This window comes from Ruegeria sp. BE10, from assembly GCF_056538905.1.
The window spans coordinates 53947-71097 of the sequence record NZ_JBQFTX010000010.1; the positions used below are offsets into that span (position 1 = coordinate 53947).

The window sequence follows — 17151 nt, forward strand, 5'->3', positions numbered from 1 at the left end:
TCGATCAAATTAATAAATAAACTTTATTTATTTATTGACAGAGAGACCAGAATCACAGTTTCTTGAATGAGACCTTCATTAGAGGATGAAGGTAGGCCTCGTTGGTACGCCGCTCGGGGCAACAAATATTTCTGGGAGGACAAATATGAGAAATCTATTCAAGATTGCCGCATCTGCGACTGTGCTCACGATGGCAGCGGCCTCTGCTCAGGCAGCCGGAGAAACCGTCTGCCTAATCACGAAGACTGACACCAATCCCTTCTTTGTAAAGATGAAAGAAGGCGCGACGGCCAAGGCTGAAGAGCTTGGCATGACGTTGAAAGCCTTTGCTGGTAAAATTGACGGCGACCACGAAACTCAGGTTCAGGCCATTGAAACTTGCATCTTGGACGGTGCAAAGGGAATTCTACTAACGGCATCGGACACGAGCTCGATTGTTCCAGCGGTCCAACAAGCGCGGGATGCAGGACTTTTGGTTATTGCGCTGGACACACCGCTCAGCCCGATCGATTCAGCTGATGCAACTTTCGCAACGGATAACTACAAGGCCGGACTGTTGATCGGGCAATGGGCAAAGGCCAAAATGGGTGACGCTGCAGCGGACGCAAAAATCGCGACGCTTGATCTGAATGTCAGCCAGCCAACAGTAGACGTTCTGCGCAATCAGGGCTTCCTTGAAGGATTCGGAGTGGACTTGGCTGATCCCAATGTTATTGGCGACGAAACGGACGCGCGGCTGGTTGGTAGTGACGTGACCGACGGCAACGAAGAAGGCGGGCGCCGCGCCATGGAAAACCTTCTGGCCAAGGACTCGACGATCAACGTTGTGCATACGATCAATGAACCGGCAGCGGCGGGCGCTTACGAGGCCCTGAAATCCATTGGACGTGAAAACGATGTTCTGATCGTTTCAGTCGATGGCGGCTGTCCCGGCGTACAAAACGTTCAGGCCGGTGTAATCGGCGCCACAAGCCAGCAATACCCCTTGCTGATGGCTTCGCTTGGTGTAGAAGCCGTAAAGAAATGGGCAGACGAAGGCGTGAAGCCTGAAAACACACCTGGAAAAGACTTCTATGATACCGGTGTGGCGCTGATTACTGATCAACCCGCCGATGGTGTTGAATCGATTTCAGTCGCAGAGGGCCTGGAACTCTGCTGGGGCTAAGTACAAGCCCATTTGGCGAGGCGCTCATATGAGCGCCTCTCCATTGCTTTAACCAGCAATCCGATACTTCCTGTAAACTGATCTCGTGACCCCAATGCAAGCCACGAAAGGGTGAGATATGTCTGAAACAAACCAAGGCACCCCGGAATTTGAAACCGCAGCAAGCAGGGCGGAAACCGTCGCGGAGTTTGAGGATCACCGGCGCGGCGCACTGGGGAAGTTGCAGCACCTTCTCCATGTCAATCCGTCCTTTGTGCCACTTATTGTCTTAGTCGGAGCGATGTTGGTGTTTGGGTTGCTATTGGGTTCAAAATTTTTCTCGCCTTTCGCTATGACCTTGATCCTTCAACAGGTTCAGATCGTCGGCATCGTGGCAGCAGCACAGAGCCTTGTTATTCTGACCGCTGGCATCGATCTGAGTGTCGGTGCGATCATGGTTTTTTCTTCAGTTATCATGGGTCAGTTCACCTTCCGATATGGCATTCCTGTGCCATTAGCCGTTATGTGCGGTCTGGCTGTCGGAACGATGATCGGAGCCCTCAACGGTTGGCTTGTCAGCCGCGTTAAACTCCCCCCTTTTATTGTCACACTTGGAATGTGGCAGATCGTTCTGGCAACCAACTTCCTGTATTCCGCAAACGAGACCATTCGTAGTCAGGACATAGAGGCAAACGCCCCCTTCCTTCAGTTTTTCGGCACAAAATTTAGCATCGGTGGAGCGACTTTTACAGTTGGCGTCATATTCATGCTCGTCTTGATTTTTGTGCTGGCCTATGCACTCAAACACACAGCTTGGGGCCGTCATGTCTATGCGGTGGGCGACGATCCAGAAGCAGCCGAACTGTCCGGTGTCAACGTCCACAAGACCTTGATGTCAGTTTATATGCTCTCCGGGCTGATCTGCGCCTTCGCCGGCTGGGCTCTGATCGGCCGCATCGGCTCAGTCTCTCCAACTTCTGGCCAACTGGCCAACATCGAAAGTATCACCGCGGTTGTGATCGGTGGCATCTCACTGTTCGGCGGGCGGGGATCCATTCTGGGATCGTTGTTCGGAGCACTGATCGTTGGCGTGTTTACTCTTGGGCTGAGGCTCTTGGGCGCAGATGCGCAGTGGACCTTCCTGCTCATCGGTCTCCTCATCATCGCAGCGGTCGCAGTCGACCAGTGGATTAGAAAGGTTTCGGGCTAATGTCAGACACAACACCAATCGTCCAAGGCCGCGGAATCGTGAAGCGCTATGGGCACGTCACCGCCATCGACCATTCCGATTTTGAATTGCGTCAGGGAGAAATCCTTGCGGTCATTGGGGACAACGGCGCCGGAAAATCATCCATCGTCAAAGCGATCTGCGGAGCCACGATCCCGGATGAGGGCGAAATCCTCATCGAAGGCAAGAAGGTTAACTTTACCTCTCCGATCGACGCCCGGAACATGGGGATCGAGATCGTCTATCAACAACTTGCCATGTCGCCCGCTCTGTCAATCGCGGACAATATGTTCATGGGTCGTGAGATCCGCAAACAGGGCTTCATGGGGCAATATCTGCGTCAACTTGATCGACCCGCCATGGAAAAGTTCGCCCGTGAAAAACTGACCGAGCTTGGCCTCATGACCGTTCAGTCGATCAATCAAGCGGTTGAGACACTGTCAGGCGGTCAGCGCCAAGGTGTTGCCGTTGCGCGCGCCGCAGCCTTTGCGACCAAGTTCATCATCATGGACGAACCAACGGCTGCACTGGGGGTGAAAGAGAGTCGGAAAGTTCTCGAACTAATCCAGGATGTGCGCGCGCGTGGCATTCCGATCATACTTATCAGCCACAACATGCCGCATGTCTTCGAAGTCGCCGATCGCATCCATGTGCACCGGTTGGGCAAAAGGCTCTGCACAATCGATCCCAAGGACTACACAATGTCCGATGCCGTGGCCTTCATGACTGGTGCCAAAGAGCCCCCGAAAGAGGACGCCGCGTGATCGGGCAGGACATAATGCGCGTTTGCGACCTGATCTCGTCCCGGAGGCAAGTTGGGGTTCGGACGATTGTCGCAATCGCCGGCCCCCCTGCATCCGGTAAGTCGACGCTGGCAGATAACGTTGTGCAATCTCTGAACGCACATCAGAGTTCTGCGGTTCCGTTAGCCACGCTGGTACCCATGGACGGCTATCATCTGGACAATCGGGTACTTGAGACGCGTAGTTTGTTGGATAAAAAAGGGACACCAGAAACCTTCGACGGAATTGGGTTTTGCAAGGCAATCAGAGGACTGCAGTCCGCGCGACATGAGTCCTTTCACCCCAAATTCGACCGCCAAATGGATCTGGCCATTGCAGGCGCGATTGCTGTTCACCCAGAAACTCCGACTATCGTCGTTGAGGGAAACTACCTTCTAATGGATAGCGACCCGTGGAGAACATTGGCAGATGTCTATGCCGCAACAGTATTTGTCAGCCCAACTTTAGAGGAGCTTAAAAGCAGGCTGCAACGCCGCTGGATTATGCATGGCTTTGACCCAAAATCCGCGCTGCAACGCGCCACAACGAATGATCTGCCCAATGCTGAACTTGTCATCAGAGAGAGCAGGAAGGCCGATCTGACATTGAACCAGAATTACACTGAATTCGGAATGCGTTACGCGTTTTGATCCGGCTCAACCGACGCAGAAGCGATCCGTTGATACTAACTCGTCTTGGCGTTTTTCAGTGCAATTAACATCATCCCATACACGATGAGGGAAGCTTATGAAGTTCTTCGTGGACACCGCAGAAGTAAACGACATCAAAGACCTGATAGACTTTGGACTGCTGGACGGTGTTACCACGAATCCAAGCCTGGTCGCCAAGTCTGGCCGCGATTTCAAAGAAGTCATTGCTGAAATTTGCACTCTGACAGATACGCCCGTATCGGCAGAAGTCGCAGCTTTAGATGCCGCAGGAATGATTGCGGAGGGAGAGTACCTCTCGGCGATCGCAGACAACGTGGTTGTCAAACTGCCGCTGACCTTGGATGGCCTGAGAGCCTGTGCTCATTTCAAGAGGCAGGGTATTAGAACAAACGTCACGCTTTGCTTCACACCCAATCAGGCTCTTTTGGCGGCAAAGGCGGGCGCGACCTATGTATCACCTTTCGTTGGCAGATTGGATGACATCAATCTGGACGGAGCCGATCTCATCCGTGATATCCGAAGCATCTTCGACACCTATTGTTTTAAAACTGAAATCATTGCAGCATCCATCAGAAGCCCCAATCATATTACAGAGGCGGCCTTGGCCGGATCAGACATAGCCACGATCCCCCCGTCCGTTATCCGCAAATTAGTCAGGCATCCGCTAACCGACACCGGCATTGAGCAGTTTCTCAATGATTGGAAGTCGACCGGGCAATCGATTCTGTAATGGAGGGTCATTTTGCCTGAGACAGAAGGCACCGAACACTGAACGGCTGTGTGTCGGGGGACTATAACCTCAATGACAGGTTACCTTAAGTGATTAGAAAGTCGAGTTGTTCGGAAAATTACCGGCACTACGCTTCAGTGGTGGCATAAACACAACGGCAACGATCTAAATCTTCAACGTCCGCTTTCTGAAGTGACGGGAGATTGTGGTGCGACCGCAGCAAAGGCCCACTTCCCGTGCTTTGCGTCATCTAAAGCATAGCTACGCAGGTGATTACACATAGAAGATGAGATGGCACGGGTGTCTCGCTATTCGACCGTGCCAAACAATTTGTGGCAAGTTTAGAGAGCCAAATATCCTGTGTTACACTTTTGAGACTACTCCCCGAGAATTAGGAGGCCAATATGGTTAGTTCATCCAGGCGAGAATTCTTTAAAGCAGCCGCAGCAACGGGTCTCGGGGGAACTGCTGCGATGCAAGTTTCAGCCGCAGAGTTTCCATCGGGCCCATTTTGGAACAATGTTCCTGATCCAGAACTTTCCAAGCAAGAGCTTCCAAACTTCAAGTTTGAACTGGAAAAATCCAAAGGACGTGAAGACGGTGGCAGTTTCGGAAAAGAAGCCACCGTGCGCCAACTTCCGGTTTCAACGGGGATCGCCGGTGTCTCAATGAAACTGGAACCCGGTGTCGCCCGTGAATTGCACTGGCACGCCACTGCTGCGGAATGGGCATTTGTCATGGAGGGGCGATGCCGGACGACAGTCATCAACCCGGCTGGAAAATCCGAAACGAACGATTTTGAACCGGGTGACGTATGGTATTTCCCGCGTGGTTACGGGCATTCCATACAGTGTCTGGGCAACCAGCCTTGCCACTTCATTCTGATATTCGACAATGGGTATTTCTCTGAATTCGGTACATTCAGCATCACGGACTGGATTGGCCACGCGCCGAAAGACCTGTTGTCAAAATCCCTTGGCTTGCCCGCAGCAGCGTTTGATTCTTTTCCCAAGAGCGAAGTTTATTTCGTTCACGGCGACCCGCCGCCGGAAGAACCTGCTTTGCCTCATCAGGGGCATCTGGCAACACCTCGGAATACGCATAAATATAGGCTGCTCGACCAAGAGCCGAATTCTTCTTTCGCAGGTGGTCGAGAATGGCTGGTCAGCCAATCGGAATTCCCCATCTCAACCACGGTAACGGGCGTGGTTTTGGAACTTGAGCCTAAGGGGATGAGGGAGTTCCACTGGCACCCGAACGCGGATGAATGGCAATACGTAATGAGCGGTAGCATCGGAATTACCATATTTGGTGCAAACGGCCGCTTCGCCACAGAATCTCTGAACAAGGGGGATGTGGGATATATTCCTCAGGGTTATGGGCATTCGATTGAAAATGCTGGTGAGGGAAAAGCCCGAATACTGATCGCGTTTAACACCGGTGAGTATCAGGCAATCGACCTTTCAGAATGGATTGCAGGTAATCCCAACTACCTGCTTGCCGCGCATTTTGATCAGAAACTGGATGTTGTCGAAAAGCTCCCGAAGCAGGACGTCTTCATCGCTCCAAGGTAGGTACAAGGCAAACGTACAATGGCGGCATACTAAGACTTGAACTTGCCAATGATCAGCGCCGCGACGATCAGAATAAGCGCAAGGATGTCATTCGCCTGTAGTCGCTCTCCAAGAAACGCAATGCCGATGAAAACGCCTACCAGCGTGATCAGATAACCGGAAAGGGCAGTAAAGGTCGGGCCGGTTCGACCAACCATATAGATGAACAGAACATAGGCTATGCCGCCACAGAAGACGCCTAGGCCTGCCAGCGCTGTTACGCTTTGCCACGACGGGTCCGGCTTCCACCCGGAATTGAGGATCAACGTCAAAACCACCAGTACTGCGGACGCGATCATAAAGACGTTTCGCATCGCAAGAACAGGTGGCACGTTTGACAGATGTTTCATCATGATCAGGCTTGCCGAGAAACTCAGTGCGCCGCCCAGGATCGCCAGTTCGCCGATTATGTCCGCCAGCCAGCTCCCTTTGATACTTGGAACAATCAGAACCAGAATCCCTACAAAGCCGACAGCGACACTCAGCGCTGCGATCAAACTCCAATGCTCGTCTTTCACGAAAAACGGGGCCAGTATCAGGGTAAAGATTGGCACTGTGGCAAGGAGGATGGCAGCAATACTGCTGTCGACGTGTTGCTGCCCCCAGGGGATCAGAAAGCACGGCAAGATTGCTTCAGCTACCGCGATTGCACAGTAAAGCGACCAAGGCTGTCTGCCGACTTTTATCGAAGATCCCGCTGAACGTCCGTACATCACAGCGGCGATGATCGTCAGGGTGACAAATCCGATCAGCACCCGCCCGGTCGCCACGACCAACGGCGAAAAACTCTGAATGGCCAGTTCGTTCAGAACAAACTGGGACCCCCAAATCAGACTGATCCCGACCAATAACAGATAGTCGAGGGCAACAGGCCTGTTCATGACGAATGCGCTTTTTCGAACACGTGACTCACCACAAAAACATGAAGTCAATCAATCCTACCACAAGCAGGGAGACCGTGCGCCCGGGTATTAACATGCGTGAATACAGTGTATTTTCTGGATAGAAATGGGAGGCACCAGATGTACGAAGATCTATTACCTCACACATTGCCGACTGAGGCCGAGCGGCTTGATCGCATGTCACATGCGCACGACCCCGATACCTTTGCAACAATTGAAAGACTGAACCTTCCAGAGAATGCGCATTGTCTGGATATAGGTGCCGGGCGCGGAAGCGTCGCAATCTGGCTGGCCGAGACATTGCCCCACGCAAAAGTCATCGCCAGCGATCTGGACGTGTCGTCCGTGAAAGAAAACACCTTACCCAACATAGCCCTAGAGGAGATCGATCTGCGAACCGATGAGCTTGGTTCAGAATTGTATGATCTGGTTCATTGCCGCGCGGTGTTGTCCTTTTTACCGACCCGAACAGAGGTTTTGTCAGCGATCCTGAAGTCGCTCAAACCCGGCGGCGCATTTGTTGTTACTGAAATGGACTTCAGGCGAGTTGCTTCCGGTCCGAGCCGTTTTTGGGCTACGTTCTGGACCGCGTATCTCGAATTCACCGCATCTCAAGGGTGGAATTTAGAGTTTGGTGCAACGTTGCCGGGCTTTCTTGCCAAAACGGGCTTTACGGAAATTGATGCACGGCACATTCAGCCCATTTTAAATCTCTCCGGAAATACCGCAGGAGCGGCTGAAGCGCAGACCTGGTCACTAACATTGGCAACATTGGCGCCTAAATTGATCGGTGGCGGTTTTATGACCGAAGACATGCTGACCGAAGCACTTTCGATCATCCGTAACCCCGAAGCTTGGACGGCCGGACCAGGCTTCATGGTCACCAGTGCGCGGCGACCGATGACCTAACCCGAGGGGCAACTTATCCTCAGTAAGAAACACTTGTGGATGTCTGCTATTTTGAAGCAAGCGCCATTCGTGCAATATGCAGAATGTGGTACTTAGGGCTCAAGGCGGCCATCAGAGCCAGTGCAGCATTGCCCCCTGCCCCACATCACACAGGCCTTAAGGACGGCCCAATCCGGTCACTCAGTGAGGTGCATAGTTGCTGCGCGCGCAGCCCGCTTTGCTGACTTTCACTGCACGTACGAATTATGAAAGCACCAAACTCACAGATCACGGACAAATCCTGGTTATGGCTTCCGATTGCAAGCTCAGCCAGCTATGAACCTGGTGGTTTAACCTTTCCAATCCAGAGTGAGTTGCGTTTGGGTCACGATCGCCGCAGTACGGCCATCGGGTCGGGTAATCGTGGTCTGCCAAATCATTGTTTTTCGACCGCGATGCAGGGGAATACAGGTCAAAGTGATCTCGTCGCCAATCCGCACAGATCGGATGAAGTTCGTCTTGCTCTCCAGGGTTGTTGTACTGGCATCTTTGTCAAGGTTCACTGCCGCAGCTACTCCTCCTATGGAGTCTGCCGCCCCCATGATCGCACCACCATGCATCACCCCGTTTCGGTTGCCCATGTCTTCTCGGACGAGCAGTTTCGCCACCACCTCCTCCACTGAAACGGACACCAGTTCGAGGCCCAGAGATTGGGAGTAAGGTGGTAACCAGTGCTGGATGTTTTTGTTATGCATGTACGATTTTACACATGGACGAATACATCTGTGTTCCTTGGTGTCCGAACTAGGGTACCCACCACCATTTTACCTGCGGGCGGAATACACTTATTCTTGTGGTGTATTCAAAATCGAATTGTAGGAGAAGTTACCGTGTCCGTCCCGCAGATTGTAACTGTCGTTGGCTATTTGACGATCCTAGAATCACATGCAGCGGCATTTAGAGAAAATTGTTCCAAAATGATTGAACTGCGTAGGCTAGAACCCGGCCATTTGGCGTCAGCCTACAGTTTCGGTGCCGGTGGAAAAGTTGTATCCCGCGAAGACTATGACAACGCCGATGCAGTGATCCGCCATATGGAATTGGGCAACCACATCTTTGAGCTCACGCAACAGCTGGTCGAGATCACCGGGGTCGAATTACATGGCCCTCAAGCGGAGCTTGAAAAGCTGGGCGATCTGTTCAATGGGGTGTCTCCCGCAATCTTTGACACCGAGTTTGGATTTCGCCGGTAGTTAGACGTGTATGACGGATTGAACGGAAACTGATAAGGTAGGCCCAGCCCGGTGATCAGGGCATCTGTTTGCAATAGGTGGAGACAGGTCGAATGATGGGACGACGACGCTTTTTGACTCGTGTGATCCCGACCACGTTCTGGGCAAACATCGTAATGCGTAGCCTTTCCATAAACGCGGAGGCAAAGACCGTCGAAAACACAAGCTACAAGGTACTCACGGCAGCCGAAGTAGAGACTCTGGCTGCCTGGTGTGCGGCGATCGTGTCCGGCGCAGACCAGGCCGGGGTCGCTAGGTTTGTCGACGAAAATCTCGCAGGAGATCAGGCCGCGTCCTTGTTACTTCTCAGATACCTTGATGCCAGCGACATGGCAGGATTTTACCGCAATGGGATCTTGGGCATTGAAAAAGAATGCCTGCACCGGTTTGGTTTGTCCTTTGCACGGGCGGATGCCGGTAACCGACTGGAATTGGTTGAGGCTGCGATAGCCTCGAAGATGCAGGTCTGGACCGATCCAGATCCGAATTTCTTTTATTTCATTTCACGCAGCGACGCGGTGGATGTTGTTTATGGCACGCAGGCGGGATTTGCGGATCTGAATATTCCTTATCTCGCGCATATTCCGCCACCCCGGCCTTGGTAGCAATTCTGCTAACCTAGGAGAAACCCAAAACACAGAGAACCAATGACCAGAATCTCACATGATAAGGTCGAAGTCGTGATCATCGGCTCTGGCATCGCCGGCAGCACGATGGCGGCGGAGCTGGGTGAGGCGGGGTTCACCGTGCTGGTCCTGGAAGCCGGGCCGGAGCGCCAGCTTTCGGATATGATCAGCTCGCAGATCTGGTCCCGGCGGCTCAGATGGGCAGGGCCGGAGGTCCGGGAGTCAGGCGATCTTGTGGGGGCCGCAAACTTCGCCATGGGTTGGGGGACCGGCGGGGCCGGTTTGCATTGGTACGCAAATTGGTACCGGCTGCATCCGGACGACTTTCACGTCAAATCCTTGTACGGGCGCAGTCTGGACTGGCCCATTGATTATGAAGACCTGCGGCCATGGTATGACCGTGCGCAGTCTTATTTTGGCGTTTCTGGCGATGAAGATACTAATGCGCCGCCCGGCGAGACCTATCCCATGCCTGCCATTTCAATCTCCAAACAGTCACAGGCCATCAAGCCCGGGTTTGAAGCCGAAGGGCTGAAACTCACGACAAACACATTGGCAGTAAACTCCGTTCCCTATGATGGCCGGTCAGGATGCCTGCTTGACGGCTGGTGCGACGCGGGCTGCCCAATCGGGGCGTTGGCAAATCCACTAGTCCTGCAATGGCCACGGGCCCGAAAAGCTGGGGTTGATCTACGCCACAACGCCTATGTTGCACGAATTGAAACTGACCCTGCGGGATCTAAGGCAACCGCAGTCTTATATGTCGATGAGCAGGGTCGGGAAAACCTGCAACCCGCAGGCATTATCATCTCGGCGTGTCACACGATCTGGAATGCACGGCTGCTGCTGTTGTCGTCCAGCGACAAACATCCCGATGGGCTGGGCAATGGCAGCGGGGCATTGGGGCGCTATTTCACGTCCCATGCCCTCACGACCATCCACGGGCTTTTCTCGCAGGAAACGGAACCGCATTCGGGTGTGTCCGGTGCAAATACGCTCTGCCTGGATGGCTATGAGGACAAGCAACCGGCAAAGGGTTCCTTTGGCAGCCGCGCCTGGCTTGTCGGGCAGGCTGCAAAACCCAACGATCTGTTGGGAACTGCTCTGGCCAAACCCGAATTGTACGGCGAGGCTCTGGACGCATATTTGCGTCAAGCCAGTTTGCACTATGGTAATATGACAGTGTTGTGCGAGGAAGATAGTATTGCGGAAAACCGTGTCACGCTCGATGCATCAAAAAAAGATCGATATGGGTTACCGCAAGCCCATGTGCAAAACTCTCTTTCACAGGCAAATGCCTCCAGATCAGATTTGGCCAGGGCCGAGGGTCTCCGTATCTTCAATGCGGCGGGGGTTACTGATGCCTGGGCGGGCCCGCGAAATCCTATGCATATGATGGGCGGAACAATCATGGGCGACGATGCATCGGCATCGGTCACGAATTCATATGGGCAGGTGCATGAGATCGACAATCTGTTTGTCGCCGGCGCAAGCCTGTTTCCAACGCCCGGCGCCATCAACCCGACGGCTACGCTGGCTGCGTTGGTGTTTCGCACGGCAGATTATATTCGCACCCATCGATCAGAGTTACTGCCCTAAAGAGCGCTGCGCGGGAGTTGTGCCCGCCCCATTCCATCGAATGCGCCGAGCAGTTCTTCGAACCAACGGTGCAGAGCACTCTCTGGTGGCCAGAATGTCGTCAGACTGACAACCCGGGGCCACTGGAATGTACCGAACAATATATAGTCCGAATAATCTGGTGCTACGCCGCCCAGGAACGGCGTTTCGGCGAGAGTTACCTCAAGCGGGATCAGTGCTTGTTTGATCGCGTGACGTGCGGATTCAGGGTCAGCTCCGATTTCTTCGACGGTCTGGCCGAATTTGCGCAGGGTTCGTTCACGATAGTAATCCTTGTCGCACTTCGCCGTCAGGGGAAATTGCTCCGCTATGACAGCACGAAAGATCAGAGGGTGCAGCGTGTTGTCTGCCCAGTGATTGACGAATAGCGACTTTGCCTTGTCGGATGGGCTGGCAAACAGTGGATGGCCCGGATAGGTGTCATCCAGATAAGACGCAATGCACCAACTGTCCCGGACCCACTGATTGCCATCCACCAGAACCGGCGCCGTCACACCCCCGGATCTTGCGATCCGTTGCTTTTCGGTTATGTGCCATGGCTCTGAGTCAAAACTTAGTTGTTTATGCGCCAGCGACATGCGACTGCGCCAGCAGTACGGACTCAAATGGGCTTTTGGATTTTCACCAACAACTTCAAAGAGCCTGCGCTTGTTCTCGTGCGATATCATGTTGGGGCCCATTCTGTCTCACGGCAGTCTATCACATTGCCAGAAACGACTGAGGCTGCTTTTGCGTTATGTTCGCGCAAGGGAGTCCTGGTTAATGGCTGTCCGCAACCGCAGTTGAGCAGCCGCCACGCCATCATTCGGCTCTGAGCCGACATTAGCTTTGCCCACTGGTGCTGCGGCGCACACTGTCGAAGCGGCCATTCACTGAAACTGCGGTATCAAGGCTTGCACGAACTTTAGCATTGTGACTCTGCGACTACCTATTGACCTAATGAATCAGCCGCCAATCTGAGTCATCGTAGCTTGAACCGCATGATACCTTTGTGCGTTGGGAGGATGTGTGCCCAGAAAACGATCACCAGGATCAGGAACTCGCGCGAAGTACAGCGCACCTTTGAGTGGATCATAGCCCGCTTTATGGGCTATTACCGTGCCTAGTTGATCAGCTTCCAATTCAAAGCTCTTTGAATAGCTGCGCCCGCCGACAAACGCTCCAAGATCTTGTGCAGCGGCAATATCATTCGGCCCGGTCCCGGCAATTGTTGCCAGACCAGCCAAAATTACTGCACCAGCCGCCGCATTTTGAGCGCGACGCGCCAAATGCCCTTGAATGTGGTGAGCGGCTTCATGCGCCATTACAAATGCAAGTTCATCGGTATTGTTCACACTTCGTGTCAGCGCTTGGGTCATTGTGATCACCGGGCGCCCCGACTTACTTAAGCTCTGATATGCGTTTGAGGGTGCTTTTTTGTTTGGATCAATGCGGATCAAGAAATCGCAATTCACTCCCCGAGTACGGCGGCGGCATTCTCGCTCTGCCACGGGTTCTATCCGTGCGGCGACCTGCCGAAACCTTACTTGTGCCTGCTGTGAACTGACGGGGGCGCTTGCGCGACCGGGGTTTGGGATAGGTGCAGATGGAGGAGGGTTGGTTGATACGCATCCCGCCAACATCAAAATAGATATTGCCAATACGGCTCGCTTCATAAAAGCATCTTTCTAGCAATTCAAAACACAGAAATAGAGGCCATAGTCTTCGATAAGCCAACATCCAAATCCGATAATAGAGCTTGTGTGAATTGTTATTCAATAACAGCGGAGATTGTCTGTAGTCGCAGGCCGATTCAGCTGTCGCCAGAATGGTGAGCACCGTAAATGGCGTTGAAACGAACAGCCAACTAGCCCACGGCCTACTCGCCAACGACCTAAACCTTGTTGATCGACACATAAACAGCCGCCATTCCCGCGGCACCACGGCTTGAAACCTATCTATTTTGCGGCGTTTTTCGGAGAGATCGAATGACCGCAGACTAAGAAAAACAACTACTCCTATTAGGTTAACTCAATTGGCAACACTAAGCGCTATTGAATAACAGGTTTGTGTCGTAACCCTTTTGGGATGCAGTTTAAATCCGGAAAATCAACGTCTGGGAAACTTGGACCAGTCAGATGGGGCTGCTCAACAGCATCTCCTACCGCCGATATCAAGCTGACTTTGTGTTGATCCTCCCCCTCTGAAGTGGTCCGCCGCTATGGTAAAGAAAATGGAGGAACCACATGGCGAACAAGCGACCGAAGCCGGAAGAGATTGTCTCACCAATCAGGTGGTCCGACAAGAATTGTCGGAGTACGTAAATAATGGGACCGAATTATTGAGACTCGCCTCCCATTGAATTCAACACCTTAAGAATTTTGCGTTTTTTGAATGTTTCGACAGCGACTTGTCGGCCGCAGCCTCGGGTCATATTGCGTACCTCGTTTGCGACAGCCGCAGCTGCCGCATCACCGGTTTCGATGCCCTTGAGAAGCTTCTGGATCAGGTCCCCTTTCGAAGCCACAGAAACAATTTACACATTCTTACGCGAAAAATAAAAAGAGTTGCCATCTTCGGTATCAGCCAATCGAAACGAAGTCACTGATTACAGTGCTGGGACTGAGGTTCAATGTGGTCAAGTGACAACTCTGTTGATGCTGCAGCGCGGCTTCGCCAGCGCGAACACTGGATAATCTAATTAACGATGTCGCGGATGTTCAGGTAGTTGGGTCACCAGCTCTCTCGTTAACGATCTCAAGTATTCGGTTTCGTTGGATTTTCCCAGATGGCCCTTTTGGCAGTTCCAGCAGAAAATGAACGCGATCGGGCGATTTGAACCGGCCGACCTGCGCTTCGCAAATTTTCGATAGATCCATAGAGGTCACTTGAGACCCCTCGCGAATTGCAACAGCGGCTTCTACGGTTTCACCATAGCTGGCGCAGGGGCGTGCGAAAGCTGCCGCTTCGACAACGTCTGGGTGGGAATAAAGCGCTTCATCGATCTCACGCGGCGCGATGTTCTCACCGCCTTTGATGATCAACTCTTTCAAGCGTCCTGTTACAAAAACATATCCGTCCTTGTCCATGCGCGCGAGGTCGCCGGTGCGCAACCAGCCATCAACCGTAAACGTTCCCGACGTCGCGCGGGGGTCCTTGAGGTATTCCAGCATCAAATTGGGACCACGAATGACCAATTCGCCTTCGGTTCCGCGCGGCACAGGCTGAAGACTGGCGTCCAGGATTGTCGCTTCGTTTCCAAAGGCAACCCCGGGCGACCCGATCTTTCGAACACCCGGAGGCAGCGGGTTCGACAGAATCTGCGCCGCCGTCTCAGTCAGGCCCATCGTTTCTATGATCGGAATTTCGAAGCGGTTTTCAAAATTGCGCTGAACGTCCGGCGCCAATGCTGAAGATGCGGATCGCCCGAAGCGTACGCGCTGTCGGGTATTGGCATCCGGACTGGTGTCCGAGTGCAGCAGATGAGAAATGATGGTTGGTACCACCGAGAACCAAGTTGCGCCGACCTTGCCAAGATTGTCCCAGAATCTGCTGGCCGAAAACTTTTCGCACATGGCCAGCGAACCGCCCGATACCAATGTTCCCATGACCGTCACGCACAGCCCGTTTATGTGGTAGATCGGTAAGACGCAAAACCCACGGTCAGCGTCAGTCAATTGGTGCGCGACCGCAGTTGTCCAACCGCCCGCCAACAAGCTGGCGTGAGTGTGAACCACCCCCTTGGGACGCCCAGTCGTCCCCGAAGTGTACATCAACAGCGCATGACTGCTTGATGAGATGCCATGCAAGTTGCTGCCGGTGTCTTTGGCGTCCGATACATGCAGCGCTGTAATCGCTGCCGGATCGGCTGTTCGCGCAAACAGGTCCGTTTGGTCGGAATGCACGAACCCATAACGTGCATCGCTGTGCTCCAGAGCATAGGTAACAGCGCTGTCTCCGGCGACGAGGTTGATCATCGTCGCTCGGAATCCGCCGTAGAGAACACCAAACAGAACCTCCAACGCTTCGCGACAATTTGGGTAGAGGATGGCGACACTTTCGCCTTTTTCCACGCCCAGATCGGTCAACATTACGGCAACACGACGCGCGGTTTCGCGCAACTCGCTCCAAGTCAGGTCCGCCGCGCCGTCCGGGAAGACGAAGCCGGTCCCACCTTGGATCGCACGGTAGTCCAGCCAATCACGGATGGTGCCTTCGGGCGGGTTGGTCATTGTCCGACCTCCGACCAGTAGGCGCCGAAAATCTCATCAAGCCCGGGTTCGCGCGGCGGCGTTTCACGCACAATTTTCGTGGTCTGAACGAAGTGACGCCAGTGCAGATTGGTGTCGATTGAGTTCTCGCCCCAGCTGCCGCAGCCCATCGACAGCGAAAAAGGCATCCCGTTGGTAAAGCTGCCGCCAGTGGCAAAGGTATGTGCTTGATTAACGATCACCCGGCAGGTGGGCAGATCACGCCCCATACCGATGGCACGCGCATCGTCATTCGTATGAATGCCAACCGAATGCCCCGCCCCTTGATGCGCCAGAATTCGGGTTGCAATTTCCCTAGCGTCGTCGAAATCCGCCGCGTGATAGAGTGCCAGAACCCGGCTGAGTTTTTCGCCCGACAAAGGATGATCCGCGCCGATACCGTCGGTCTCAACCGCAAGAAACTTGGTTCCTTCAGGGACTTTGCCTGCCATCCCCAAGGCGTCTAGCATCTTGTCGGCGTCCTGCGCGATAACGGACCGGTTGAGGTGACCATCAGGCCAGAGCCTCGCGATGATACCGTCTGTTTCCGAAGACGGTACCAGAACGCCGCCTTCGGTCGCCATCGCGGCGACGAATGCGTCATAAACCGCATCCACCACGACCAAAGCATTCTCGGAAGAGCAGGACGTTGCATTGTCGAAACATTTAGACGCCGCGATCTTGGCTGCGGCATCTTGCAGGTCGGCGGTTTCGTCGACAATCACAGTTACGTTGCCAGCGCCAACCGCCACCGCAGGCGTGCCGCAGGACTGGGCGCGCTGGACGTTGTTTTGACTGCCAGTGCAGATCACCCGATCAACGGTCTCCATCAGCCGCTGGGTTTTCGCCTTTGACCCGGGCGCTGCGATCATCTGGACCAGATCACAATCCAGCCCCAGTTTTTCAAACTCAGCGTGGATGTAACCCACCAGCAGCTCACAAGAGGCCACGCCCTTGGGCGACGGTGCCACCACGATGGAATTGCCACCCTTGAGCGCATTGATGATGTTGTTCGCGGGCGTCGCGGCAGGGTTGGTCGAAGGGACGACCGCGCCAATGACCCCGATCGGCCGGGCAATCTCGGTAATTCCGGTGGCCGGATCGTCGCTGACAATGCCCTGGGTTTTAACGCTCGCGATATCCCGCAACAGGCCAAGTGTTTTGCGGTGGTTCTTTGTGATCTTGTCGGGCACATTGCCCAGTCCGGTGGTTTCGACGGCTACCTCGGCAAGCGCCCGATTGCGCGTCGGTTCCATGATGGCCCAGCCCGCCGCCAGTGCCGCTTTGTCGTAAAGCGACTGGCTAGCACCGGCTTCAAAAGCCGCCTGAGCTTTTCGCGCGCGTGCGACAATACGATCTATTTCAGCAATTTCGGGGGAAATCCCGTCCTGAGCGTTCATCTTGGTCC

16 protein-coding genes are annotated in these 17151 nt (G+C 53.8%); 10 read left to right on the plus strand and 6 right to left on the minus strand.

The window, feature by feature from the left end; genetic code table 11:
* Positions 1–190 precede the first annotated feature (190 nt).
* The 6 genes from ACR0M2_RS18570 (at position 191) to ACR0M2_RS18595 (ending at position 6129) form a co-directional block, all read left to right on the plus strand.
* Positions 191–1165, plus strand: coding sequence for a substrate-binding domain-containing protein (locus ACR0M2_RS18570; protein ID WP_480706657.1), 975 nt, complete (start codon positions 191–193; stop codon positions 1163–1165).
* Between the two features lie 118 nt (positions 1166–1283).
* Positions 1284–2354 carry an ABC transporter permease gene (locus ACR0M2_RS18575; protein WP_480664055.1) on the plus strand — a complete coding sequence of 357 codons (1071 nt, stop codon included), beginning with the start codon at positions 1284–1286 and terminating at the stop codon, positions 2352–2354.
* Positions 2354–3136 carry an ATP-binding cassette domain-containing protein gene (locus tag ACR0M2_RS18580; RefSeq protein ID WP_170351257.1) on the plus strand — a complete coding sequence of 261 codons (783 nt, stop codon included), beginning with the start codon at positions 2354–2356 and terminating at the stop codon, positions 3134–3136. The genes ACR0M2_RS18575 and ACR0M2_RS18580 overlap by 1 nt, the downstream gene beginning before the upstream one ends.
* A 179-nt stretch (positions 3137–3315) precedes the next feature.
* A complete protein-coding gene (locus tag ACR0M2_RS18585; protein WP_480706509.1) occupies positions 3316–3804 on the plus strand; it encodes a nucleoside/nucleotide kinase family protein in 489 nt (162 codons plus the stop codon).
* Between the two features lie 97 nt (positions 3805–3901).
* The gene (fsa, locus tag ACR0M2_RS18590) at positions 3902–4555 is read left to right on the plus strand and encodes a fructose-6-phosphate aldolase (protein WP_480706511.1); all 654 of its coding nucleotides are present in this window, start codon (positions 3902–3904) and stop codon (positions 4553–4555) included.
* Between the two features lie 404 nt (positions 4556–4959).
* Complete coding sequence (locus ACR0M2_RS18595; RefSeq protein WP_226689542.1) at positions 4960–6129, plus strand: cupin domain-containing protein; 1170 nt, start codon at positions 4960–4962, stop codon at positions 6127–6129.
* A gap of 29 nt (positions 6130–6158) precedes the next feature.
* On the opposite strand, the gene ACR0M2_RS18600 is transcribed toward ACR0M2_RS18595, so the two are convergent.
* Positions 6159–7049: a DMT family transporter gene (locus tag ACR0M2_RS18600; protein ID WP_480706513.1), complete on the minus strand. Its 891-nt coding sequence runs from the start codon at positions 7047–7049 to the stop codon at positions 6159–6161.
* Between the two features lie 141 nt (positions 7050–7190).
* Between ACR0M2_RS18600 and ACR0M2_RS18605 the strand changes: the two genes are divergently transcribed.
* Positions 7191–7979 (plus strand): class I SAM-dependent methyltransferase, encoded by a 789-nt coding sequence (locus ACR0M2_RS18605; RefSeq protein WP_480706515.1) that lies wholly within the window; start codon positions 7191–7193, stop codon positions 7977–7979.
* Positions 7980–8308: 329 nt separating this feature from the next.
* Here ACR0M2_RS18605 and ACR0M2_RS18610 read toward each other — a convergent pair whose 3' ends face one another.
* Positions 8309–8713: a PaaI family thioesterase gene (locus tag ACR0M2_RS18610; RefSeq protein WP_170550969.1), complete on the minus strand. Its 405-nt coding sequence runs from the start codon at positions 8711–8713 to the stop codon at positions 8309–8311.
* On the opposite strand from ACR0M2_RS18610, the gene ACR0M2_RS18615 reads away from it, so the two are divergent.
* From ACR0M2_RS18615 to ACR0M2_RS18625, 3 genes are all read left to right on the plus strand, one after another.
* Positions 8708–9211, plus strand: a complete 504-nt coding sequence (locus ACR0M2_RS18615; protein WP_480706659.1) for an antibiotic biosynthesis monooxygenase — start codon at positions 8708–8710, stop codon at positions 9209–9211. The genes ACR0M2_RS18610 and ACR0M2_RS18615 overlap by 6 nt on opposite strands.
* Positions 9212–9303: 92 nt before the next feature.
* Entirely contained in the window at positions 9304–9855 is a 552-nt protein-coding gene (locus ACR0M2_RS18620; RefSeq protein ID WP_170362691.1) for a gluconate 2-dehydrogenase subunit 3 family protein, read from the plus strand.
* A 42-nt stretch (positions 9856–9897) separates the two neighbouring features.
* Positions 9898–11475 carry a GMC family oxidoreductase gene (locus tag ACR0M2_RS18625; RefSeq protein WP_480706517.1) on the plus strand — a complete coding sequence of 526 codons (1578 nt, stop codon included), beginning with the start codon at positions 9898–9900 and terminating at the stop codon, positions 11473–11475.
* On the opposite strand, the gene ACR0M2_RS18630 is transcribed toward ACR0M2_RS18625, so the two are convergent.
* The 4 genes from ACR0M2_RS18630 to sauS form a co-directional block, all read right to left on the minus strand.
* Positions 11472–12194, minus strand: a complete 723-nt coding sequence (locus ACR0M2_RS18630) for a glutathione S-transferase N-terminal domain-containing protein (protein ID WP_480706519.1) — start codon at positions 12192–12194, stop codon at positions 11472–11474. The two genes, ACR0M2_RS18625 and ACR0M2_RS18630, sit on opposite strands and share 4 nt — an antisense overlap.
* A gap of 264 nt (positions 12195–12458) precedes the next feature.
* The gene (locus ACR0M2_RS18635; RefSeq protein WP_480706521.1) at positions 12459–13169 is read right to left on the minus strand and encodes a M48 family metalloprotease; all 711 of its coding nucleotides are present in this window, start codon (positions 13167–13169) and stop codon (positions 12459–12461) included.
* 1044 nt (positions 13170–14213) lie between these two features.
* On the minus strand, positions 14214–15725 hold the full coding sequence (locus ACR0M2_RS18640; protein ID WP_480706523.1) for an AMP-binding protein: 1512 nt from the start codon (positions 15723–15725) through the stop codon (positions 14214–14216).
* Positions 15722–17143, minus strand: a complete 1422-nt coding sequence (sauS, locus tag ACR0M2_RS18645) for an acylating sulfoacetaldehyde dehydrogenase (RefSeq protein WP_170414794.1) — start codon at positions 17141–17143, stop codon at positions 15722–15724. Before sauS ends, ACR0M2_RS18640 begins: the two co-directional genes overlap by 4 nt.
* Positions 17144–17151 lie beyond the last annotated feature (8 nt).